The organism is Rhizobium sp. 01T444 (genome assembly GCF_056398305.1).
Genome location: NZ_JBFTPD010000105.1, coordinates 1 through 980 on the forward strand (window position 1 = coordinate 1; position 980 = coordinate 980).

The following is a 980-nucleotide window of genomic DNA, read 5'->3' on the forward strand; positions in this document are numbered from 1 at the left end:
GTCCAATGACGGACACCAGCGTTCCGCCGGCTCGAATCAGGCGCGGACCGTTTACCAATCTCGCCGCCGATGACGTCGAACACCAGATCGACGCCACCAACGTCTTCAAGCATATCGTTGTCGAGGTCGATAAACTCCTGCGCGCCGAAGTCGAGCGCGTTCTGGCGGTCGGCCGCGCGTCCGGTGCCGATGACGTGGGCGCCGGCCTCTCGCGCGAGCTGGGTCACCATCGAACCGACCGCGCCGGCCGCGCCGTGCGCGATAACACTGTGCCCCGCCCGAAGGCAGCCGTGTTCAAACAGTCCCTGCAACGCGGTGAGCCCCGAGATCGGCAAGCTCGCGCCCACTGTAAAGTCAACGTCGCCCGGCAGTGGTGCGAGGTTACGTGCCTCGATGGCCACGTACTCGGCCAGGGTGCCATCGCGATGCCAGTCCGCGAGGCCGAACACTCTCTGTCCTATCGACAATCCCGTTGTGCCGTAGCCGAGGGCGGTGACCACTCCAGCCAACTCGTGCCCGGGGATTGACGGTGTTCGGTCACGGTCGCGGCGATCGGTCCAGGTCGAAGGCCACTCCAGCTCGGTCGGGACGAATCCCGAAGCATGAATCTGAACGATGACGTCGTTTATCGCCGCCCGCGGCTCGGATAGTTCGGCCAACTTCATCCCCGCCGTTCCTGCTGCCTGGTCCGTTACAACTATTGCCTTCATGAGTAACCTCCTGAGTCGATCGTCTCTGGGATGGAAATGTTGTGACGACGAAAAAACCATCCTCGCGACGTCAATCAGATTGCCAGCGCCCTGAGGCGCCGCGCGTTCGCGTAGGGCTTTTCGCCAACTTCGCCAGCGACCGCAAAAAGCCGCTTCAACTGCCTGTACTCCCGCAATCTTTAGAGGCGTAACTGAGGAGGTCGCTTCATGCTCATAAGCTCGATCACCTCATCACGATGATCAGCGGATGAGACGGCGACGGTCAGCCAT

The 980-nt window shown here is 62.0% G+C and carries 1 pseudogene; it reads right to left on the reverse strand.

Annotation, left to right across the window (positions count from 1 at the left end):
• Positions 1-710, reverse strand: a pseudogene (locus tag AC1DTN_RS37345) (NADP-dependent oxidoreductase); the annotation flags it as partial.
• Between the last annotated feature and the right edge of the window lie 270 nt (positions 711-980).